The sequence below is a fragment of the Micromonospora sp. NPDC001898 genome, from assembly GCF_042891255.1.
In the GTDB taxonomy this organism is placed as follows: Bacteria; Actinomycetota; Actinomycetes; order Mycobacteriales; family Micromonosporaceae; genus Micromonospora.
In genome coordinates this window covers 1-8,107 of the sequence record NZ_JBIATC010000029.1, presented here as the reverse complement: position 1 = coordinate 8,107, position 8,107 = coordinate 1, and the positions used below count along the sequence as shown (strand labels likewise).

Here is an 8,107-nt window from a genome sequence, read left to right as displayed (position 1 = left end):
CGGGGGGGGCGCCCCCCCCCCCCCCCCCGCCCCCCCGGGGGCCGCGCGGCCCCCCCCCCCGGGGGCGCCCGGGGGGGCCCCCCCCGCGCCCGCGCCGCCCCCCCCCCCCCCCCCCCCCCCGACTCGGCCTCAGCAACGAGCGGCAGACGGTGGTTCGGAACCCGTGAGCTCGACGGTCAGGGCGCTGAGCGCATGCTTGCGAACCTCTACCAGGGCGCGGTGCAACGGCGGATCAAGGGCGCGGGCCGGCTTGAGCTCCAGGTCCGTCTTGATCTCGATGCCCCGGCTTACCGTGATCGGGCTCCGGGTGCAGACGTACGTGGCTGTGGAACCCTCGCACCGGTCCTGACTGGACGGGCCAGCCTGGACGACGAGGCTCCACGTGCCCGCAGGTACGGCGTCGAGCTCGTAACGGCCGGAGCCGTCGAGGACCGTACAACGAGCCGGGCGTCCTTGCGGAACACGCTCGGCGAAGAGGCCGACATAGATGAGCCGCGGGACGTTGTCGCGCGTCCACACCTGGCCGGAGATCCGGGCCTGCGACGGCTGCGAGGTAGCCCGGCCCGGCTCGATCGCGCCGTGCTGGGCGAGGCTCCGGAAGCGGGTGGGCGACATGCCGACCCGGCGCGAGAACCGCGAGCTGAAGGTGCCGACGCTGCTGTAGCCGACATGGGCACAGATGTGCGCGATGGTGAATTCCGTCGTGGTCAGAAGGTGCTTCGCGCGGTGCAGGCGCATTGCCGTGAGAAATCGGCTCGGCGCCACGCCGGTGACCCGCTGAAAGACCCGGGTGAAGTGGAACCGGCTGAACATCACTGAGCGCGCCAGGTCGTCCATCGTCAACGGCTCACCCAGTTGGTCGCGCATCAGCACGACGGCCCGCAGAACCGCTCGCTCGGTCGAGTCGCTCACCGGGCCCCCGTCTTCCACCGCGCTGCCGGCGCCGTTGGTGTCCTAGAGCGGAATGTTGCCATGCCGGCCGGCGCGGCGGGTGCCCGCCGGATCAGCTCGGCGGTCCGCAGCCGGGTGTCGCAGGGCCCGATGATCTCGCTCCCGGTTGGACAGCATGGACTGGGGCGGCAACGCCTTCCCCACCCGGGTCAGCCGCTGGCCGCTGCGCCCGGCGGCCCTGACGCGTTTCGGCCTTCCCGGGAGATGTCCGGCCGCCTCATTCGCGGTAACCACGTGCAGTCAATGTGAGGGATGGAGACTGCGGCACCCGCTGGTTAGCCTGAGCTTTACTGCGCTCGACCACTGTCATCATTTTTCCCCGGGAGGAAGGCAAAGCCGGGAAATGAAGATCGTTTTCTCCAGTCTTTCAGGTTACGGTCACGCCTACCCGTTGCTGCCGCTGGCCCTCGCTGCCCGGGAGGTCGGCCATGACGTCATTTATGCCACCGGCGAGAGATTCCACCCGTTGCTACTAGGGCTTGGATTCCGTACTGTGCCGGCCGGCATATCGATCCGGGAGGCCTTCGGTACTGTTCTCGCGGAGACAGACGGGAAGATCGGGGAAGGGACATGGCAGGAATGGCTCGAGCCCGCAGTTCGGGTGTTCAGCGAACTAATACCCCGCAGGTTTGCTGCCGACCTGCTGCCCGTGCTGCGGGCGGAGCGGCCCGACCTGGTGGTGTACCAAGCGGGCAACCCGGGAGCCGGGCTCGCGGCGCGCCGCCTGGGCATTCCCGCTGTATGCCACTCCCACGCCCGGGCGGAGGCGGTCGACCGAGGAGACCGGTCGCAGCAGCGAGGCATGGAGCTCCTCCGTACGGTCGCCGCCGAGATCGGTGTGGAGTTGCCCGAGGGGCAGTACCTCCTGGGTGACCGATACCTGGACATCTACCCGCCCTCGCTGCAGGAAACCTCGTTCCTGGATCATCCGGAACGGGTGTCGCTGCGCCCGGTGCCGTTCAGCGAGTCCGGCGAGTTACCAGAGATCGTCCTGGCCGAGCGGAAACGACCGCTGGTCTACCTGACGCTGGGTACCGTGGTCGGCACTGCCCCTGCCCTGCGCGCCGGTATCGATGGGTTGTCGGCATTGGACGTCGAGGTGGTGGTGGCAGCCGGGCCGAATATTTCGGTGGCCGAGTTCGGTGTGCTGCCCGCTAACGTGCACCTCGAGCGCTGGGTGCCGCAAGCGGAACTGCTGCCGCTGGTCGATCTCGCCGTGCACCACGGCGGCTCCGGGGCCACCCTCGGCGCGGCCGGTGCCGGGGTACCACAGCTGTTCCTGCCCGTCGGGTTCGACGGGTTCCTCAACGCCGGCGCGGTGTCCGCCGCCGGTGCCGGGAGGCGGCTACTGCCCGAGGGAGTCGAACGGGGGGAAGACCTTCGCCGCGCTGGTGTCGTCTCCGCCGCGGCCGTCGCCGAGGCAGCCGGCGGACTGCTGACCGATCCCGATGCCAGACAGGCGGCCAAGGGCATCGCCGAGGAGATCGCCACCATGCCGAGCCCCACGGAAGTCGCGGCCCGGCTTCCCGAGTTCTGTTGATGCGGTCCCGGGATGCGGCTTGACATGACCTCCCGTCCTTACCGGAGCTACCGCTGCCCACCGAAGGCGTCGTAATGAACTCCGAGCACTTCAAGGCCGTTGAGCGTCTGGTCGCTGTCGCAGCGGGCAATGAGGCACACGTCTCCGCCGCTGCGGAACAGATCGGTCTGGCAGATACCTCCGCCTGTCTGTTCGCCGAATCGGTAGAACGGTGCACACCCATTACCCTGCACGGAGAGATTGACCTGGGGAGCCACGCACACCGCGCCGAGATCGCCGAGCTCGTGGCCGACTCCGGGGCCGGAGTGCGCGTGCCGCTGGAGGCTGCCGACACGGCTCACCTCAGCGCCGCGGTTGCCCGGGCTCTGTCGGACACGACGATGAGGAAGTCGGCCGAGTCACTACGCCAGGAGATGCTCGCGGCCCCTTCCCCCTCCGAGGTGGTCGAAACGCTCGAAGAGTTGGTCTGAGAGGTCATGGTGAAGGCTCTCGTGTTGTCCGGCGGCGCTGGCACCCGGTTGCGTCCGTTTACTCACAACAGTCCTAAACAGCTGGTGCCGGTGGCAGGCAAGCCCGTCCTCCTGCATGCCCTCGAGGCGATCACCGCGGCTGGCATCACCGATGTCGGCATCATCGTCGGCGACTCGGGCAAAGCGATAGCCGAGGCCGTCGGTAACGCGTCCTACCTGGGTATTTCGGTCGAGTACATCGTGCAGAGCGAGCCGCGCGGCTTGGCGCACTGCGTGCTCATCGCCCGGGATTTCCTCGGCGCCGACGACTTCGTGATGTACCTCGGTGACAACATCTTCGTCGGCGGCATAGGCTCCGCGGCTGCCGAATTCCGGCGGACCCGGCCGGTTGCGCACCTGGTCGTGACGAAGGTCGCGAATCCGTCGCAGTACGGTATCGCCGAGCTGGACGGCGCGGGCAGGGTCACGCGGCTGCAGGAGAAGCCGGCACACCCGAACAGCGACCTCGCGGTGACCGGAGCCTACTTCTTCACACCGGAGATCCACGAGGCGGTCCGCAGCATCGAGCCGAGCGGACGTGGCGAGCTGGAGATCACCGACGCCGTCCAGTTTCTGATCGAGCGCCGGCGCACCGTGACCGCGCAGTTGTTCTCCGGTCACTGGGCGGACACCGGCACCCTGGGCGACCTCCTGGAGTGCAATCGCGTTCTCCTGGAGGCCATCGCGCCCGCGACTCACGGGCTGGTGGACCACCGGTCGCAGATCTCCGGTCCCGTCATCGTCGAAGCGGGGGCGGTCGTGCGTCGATCGACGATCACCGGCCCGGTGATCATCGGTGCCGGTAGCGTCATCGAGGACAGCCGGGTGGGGCCGTTCACCTCCATCGGCCGAGGGTGTCAGCTACGCGCGGCGGGCGTCGAGTACTCCATTCTGCTGGACGACGCGTCCGTGTTCGATGTCAGCGCCCTCGCTGGTTCGATCATCGGCAAAGGGGGTCAGGTCCGTCGCGCACGCAAGGACGCGGTGGCCCACCGCCTGTTGATCGGCGACGACAGTCACGTCGAGGTCTCCGCCTGATCGCCGATCGACGCCGAGGAGGACGACGACGACATGCGTGTTCTTTTCACCACGACGCCGCTCACCGGGCACTTCTTCCCGCTGGTGCCGCTGGCCTGGGCGTTCCGGATCGCGGGTCATGAGGTGCTCGTCAGCACCTCGGACAACTTCGTGGACCCCGCGCTGCGCTCGGGCCTGCCGGTCGTGGCGACCGGCCCGGCCGCGGATCTCACGGAGATCGGCCGAGCCGGACGGCCCTCGGACCCGGACGCGGTGATCGACCGGCGTCACACCCACGGGCGTACGTTCGCCCGCATCGCCCGGCAGAACTTCGCGGGAACCCGGAGCCTCATCGACTTGTGGCACCCCCAACTGGTCGTCAGCGAGCGCGCCGAGTTCGCCGGTCCGCTCGCCGCCTTGGCCGCGGGCATCCCCTGGGTGCAGTACCACTGGTCGGTGTCCCAACTGCACGAATACCGGGACGCCGGCGCGGAGGAGTTCTCGGCCGAGCTGCACGACATGGGATTCGCCGGGATCCCTGCCCCGCACCAGGTTCTCAACCCGTGGCCGGTCAGCCTCCGGTTGCCGCACGCGTCCGAATACCTGGGGCTGCGTCACGTCGCCTCCAGCGGGGAGGCTCCCATACCGGGCTGGGCGTTCCGCACCCCCGACCGGCCGAGGATCTGCGTGACGCTCGGCACCATCGTGCCCCGGGCCGCAGGCAACGATGCTTCCGACTTCATGCTCACCATGCTGGACCACCTGGCGGCGCTGGATGTGGAACTCGTGGTGGCCGTCGACGACGACATCGCGGCACGCTGGCACCGGCTGCCACCCGCCGTGCTGCACGCCGGCCGCATCCCCCTCGGCAGTGTGCTGCCCTCCTGCGCGGCGATCATCCATCACGGCGGGCAGGGCACGGCCCTGAACGCCGTCGCGGCGGGGCTTCCCCAGCTGGTTCTGCCGTGGTTCGACGACCAGTTCGACAACGGCATGATGATCGCCGAGTCGGGCGCCGGTCTCATGCTGTCCCCGCCGGACACCACGCCGGAAGCCGTGGTGCAAAGCTGCGCCCGGCTCCTGTCAGACGAGAAGCACATCGACACGGCAGCCGCCCTGGCCGGGGAGATGGCCCAGCTGCCGCTCCCTTCGGCCGTCGTCGAACGCCTCACTGATCTGTGACGCGAAATGAACGCGTCAATTAGAAGCCCTTTGGACGCGCCGAGAAGAATGTGGGATGCCGACCACGGAAATCACTGTTGGTTTGAATCCAGCTGCAGCCGTGCATTGCGGGGAAGCGCGATATGGGAGAGTGCTATGTCGCGTAGTACTTTCCTGAGTCGTTGATTCGTTGCTAGATTGATGGCGTGGATGATGGTCGTGAGCCGAAGTTGGCGTTGCTGGCGCTGACCGCCGAGGAGTGGGACGTCTTGCAAGGCTGGGCTCGTCGTGGAAGAACGACGTTGGCGTTGCGTGCGCGAATCGTGTCGGCGTGCGCGGATCGCCTGTCCGACAGCGAGGTCTCACGGCAACTCGAGGCATCGCTGCCGACGGTCGGCAAGTGGCGCAAGCGGTTCATCACGCAGCGACTGGCAGGGCTGCGGGACGAGCCTCGTCCTGGCCCGCCGCAGAAGATCACCGACGCGCAGGGTCGAAGCGGTCATCGTCAAGACCCACGAAGAGACACCGTCCAGCCAGGACAGCCACTGGTCGACCCGGTCGGTGGCGGGCTGGTTCGCCGAACTGACCAACCGCAAGCTCCGCCGCTCCACGCACCGCAGCGTCAAGGCCCTCGAAGACGACGTCAACGCATTGATCTCGGCATGGAACGACACCCCAAACCCTTTGTCTGGACCAAACCGCCGACCAGATCCTCGACGACCTCGCCAACTACTGCACCCGAATCAATAAACCCTCCAACGACTCAGCACACTACCTTGAGCTTGCGATACTCCACGACGATCCCTTCGGAGCCTCGCTCGTTGCCAGAATCGCGCTCGTGATCATGCGGCGATGTGGCGAGGCCTGCATTTGTCTCGATCGACCGTCGATGCGGTGGTCCTTCCTTGACAACGGGCGCTCTGAATTTGACCTTCTGTAATCCTGCACTGGCCCTGTCGGGAAACATCTAAGGGTTGTTGTAGAACTCTCGACAGGGGAACATCGAATCCTGACACCGGGCCTTCAGTCTGCGGTCGAAGCGACATCACCGCGGCGTTTGCGGCGTCCGGCTCCTCCCCCCGGCGGGGACGACCGGTCCGGCTCACCATGGACGATTCGGGGGCTCCACGCGGAGAAAGGGACGTCAATGCAGGTTGGTCATGGAGTGCTGAGATGAGGATTCTCGTCACCGGAGGTGCGGGCTTCATCGGCTCCCACTACGTCCGTTCGCTGCTCGACGGGGCCTACGACGCCGGGTATGAGGATGCCCGGGTAACGGTCGTGGACAAGCTGACCTATGCCGGAAACCGCGACAATCTGCCGGCCCGTCACCCCCGGCTGCAGTTCGTGGAGGGTGACATCTGCGACAGCCCTCTGCTGGCAGAGCTTCTCCAGGGGCATGACGCGGTGGTCCATTTCGCCGCTGAGACACATGTCGACCGTTCGCTCGCATTCGCGTCGGAGTTCGTCCGGACCAATGTCTGTGGCACCCAGAGCGTGCTCGAGGCGTGCCGTCGCGCCGGGGTGGGCCGGGTCGTGCACGTGTCGACCGACGAGGTGTACGGCTCGATCAGCGAGGGCTCGTGGACCGAGGAGTGGCCGCTGCTGCCCAACTCTCCGTATGCCGCGTCCAAGGCGGCGTCCGACCTGATGGCTCGGGCGTACTGGCGTACGCACCGCCTTGAGGTGTGTATCACCCGATGCTCCAACAACTTCGGCCCGCGTCAGCACCCGGAGAAGCTCATCCCGCTGTTCGCCACCAGCCTGATCGAGGGCAGGCCGGTTCCGCTGTACGGGGACGGCCGTAACGTCCGGGAGTGGCTGCACGTTGACGACCATTGCCGGGCCATTCAGCTAGTGCTCACCCGGGGCCGGGCGGGTGAGATCTACAACGTCGGCGGAGGCAACGAGCAGACGAACCTGGCGATCACCGAGCGGTTGCTGGAGCTGACCGGTACCGACTGGTCGATGGTTCGCCGGGTTCCGGACCGTAAAGGGCACGATCTGCGCTACTCGGTCGACGAGACCAAGATCCGCGACGAGCTGGGCTACGCGCCGCGGGTGGAGTTCGAGCAGGGGCTGGCGGACACGGTCGACTGGTACCGGGACAATCCGGCCTGGTGGAAAGCCGTTCGGATGCGTACGGCTGGCTCGGGGCCGTCGCCGGCGGTCGAGTGACATCCGGGTCCGGCCAGCTGGCGGGCGTGGCGGAGAAGGGCTGCCCGGGCCGCTGGAAACGGTCGCTAACGCTCGCTTCAGCCGGGACGGCGACGATGGCGACGACCACCCGCGACGCGTGACGCCGACGCGCCGGGACTCAGCTGGAAGGCCTGACTGCAGCGGACCCACCTGACGCTCACGTTCGCCATGCGGGTCGATGGCGACACGAGGAGCGGCAAGGTGAAGGCGGCCATGGCAGGCAGCTTCGACGCCGCCGGGGAACGGCGCTGACCCGCAAGCCGGCGAGGCTGCCGGTGACCGACCCGGGAACCCCGCGGCTGACGACGGTACCCGGAGCCGCGTCCGCCGGGTGAGATCCGGCGACCAGCGTGCGACACCAACACCGGCGTTACTGACGCTTTGTCGTCCCGGCCGACGGTGGGTGCATGGGTTCCTCGGACATCCGCATCCCGTCGGCCGGGGCGGCTCTGGGTCGCTAATGGACAACGCGGCCCTGAGCCGCCGTTTCGGCGTGGAGCAGTTCTGGGTGCAGTGGATCGATGTCTTTCGGACCGCCGACGTCGAGGAACAGCAACGAGCGCGGACCCGCGCCAAGCGCCACGGCCCGATCGTAACGGTGTGGGCCCGCGCTCATACCCGCCGGGGTGAACCGTTTGGGTGGGGTGGGTGCGTGTTGTCAGTCGAGGTCGCGTAGGCCGGGGAGGACCTGTTCGGCGAAGGTGGTGAGGAATCGTTCCTGGTCGTGTCC

Annotated in this window: 7 protein-coding genes and 1 pseudogene; 6 read left to right on the top strand and 2 right to left on the bottom strand. The window is 67.7% G+C overall.

Features of this window, described 5'->3' with window-relative positions; all coding sequences use genetic code 11:
* Nucleotides 1-129: 129 nt before the first annotated feature.
* The gene (locus ACFYZF_RS28955) at nucleotides 130-912 is read right to left on the bottom strand and encodes an AraC family transcriptional regulator (protein WP_387026080.1); all 783 of its coding nucleotides are present in this window, start codon (nucleotides 910-912) and stop codon (nucleotides 130-132) included.
* Between the two features lie 382 nt (nucleotides 913-1,294).
* Here ACFYZF_RS28955 and ACFYZF_RS28950 point away from each other — a divergent pair, with 382 nt between their 5' ends.
* The 6 genes and pseudogenes from ACFYZF_RS28950 (at nucleotide 1,295) to rfbB (ending at nucleotide 7,356) form a co-directional block, all read left to right on the top strand.
* On the top strand, nucleotides 1,295-2,491 hold the full coding sequence (locus ACFYZF_RS28950; protein ID WP_387026078.1) for a glycosyltransferase: 1,197 nt from the start codon (nucleotides 1,295-1,297) through the stop codon (nucleotides 2,489-2,491).
* Nucleotides 2,492-2,565: 74 nt separating this feature from the next.
* On the top strand, nucleotides 2,566-2,961 hold the full coding sequence (locus ACFYZF_RS28945) for a nucleotide disphospho-sugar-binding domain-containing protein (protein ID WP_387026076.1): 396 nt from the start codon (nucleotides 2,566-2,568) through the stop codon (nucleotides 2,959-2,961).
* 9 nt (nucleotides 2,962-2,970) lie between these two features.
* Entirely contained in the window at nucleotides 2,971-4,038 is a 1,068-nt protein-coding gene (locus tag ACFYZF_RS28940; protein WP_387026123.1) for a glucose-1-phosphate thymidylyltransferase, read from the top strand.
* Nucleotides 4,039-4,071: 33 nt separating this feature from the next.
* Nucleotides 4,072-5,199, top strand: coding sequence for a nucleotide disphospho-sugar-binding domain-containing protein (locus ACFYZF_RS28935; protein ID WP_387026074.1), 1,128 nt, complete (start codon nucleotides 4,072-4,074; stop codon nucleotides 5,197-5,199).
* A gap of 185 nt (nucleotides 5,200-5,384) precedes the next feature.
* Nucleotides 5,385-5,950: pseudogene (locus tag ACFYZF_RS28930) on the top strand (helix-turn-helix domain-containing protein); the annotation flags it as partial.
* Between the two features lie 401 nt (nucleotides 5,951-6,351).
* Nucleotides 6,352-7,356 carry a dTDP-glucose 4,6-dehydratase gene (gene rfbB, locus ACFYZF_RS28925; protein ID WP_387026072.1) on the top strand — a complete coding sequence of 335 codons (1,005 nt, stop codon included), beginning with the start codon at nucleotides 6,352-6,354 and terminating at the stop codon, nucleotides 7,354-7,356.
* A 478-nt stretch (nucleotides 7,357-7,834) separates the two neighbouring features.
* Here the strand turns inward: rfbB and ACFYZF_RS28920 are convergent, their stop codons facing one another.
* Complete coding sequence (locus tag ACFYZF_RS28920) at nucleotides 7,835-7,960, bottom strand: hypothetical protein (protein ID WP_387026071.1); 126 nt, start codon at nucleotides 7,958-7,960, stop codon at nucleotides 7,835-7,837.
* Between the last annotated feature and the right edge of the window lie 147 nt (nucleotides 7,961-8,107).

Coding starts and splice junctions, on each gene's coding strand:
- ACFYZF_RS28935 (WP_387026074.1), top strand. CDS start 4,072: ATGCGTGTTCTTTTCACCACGACGCCGCTCACCGGGCACTTCTTCCCG.
- ACFYZF_RS28945 (WP_387026076.1), top strand. CDS start 2,566: ATGAACTCCGAGCACTTCAAGGCCGTTGAGCGTCTGGTCGCTGTCGCA.
- rfbB (WP_387026072.1), top strand. CDS start 6,352: ATGAGGATTCTCGTCACCGGAGGTGCGGGCTTCATCGGCTCCCACTAC.
- ACFYZF_RS28950 (WP_387026078.1), top strand. CDS start 1,295: ATGAAGATCGTTTTCTCCAGTCTTTCAGGTTACGGTCACGCCTACCCG.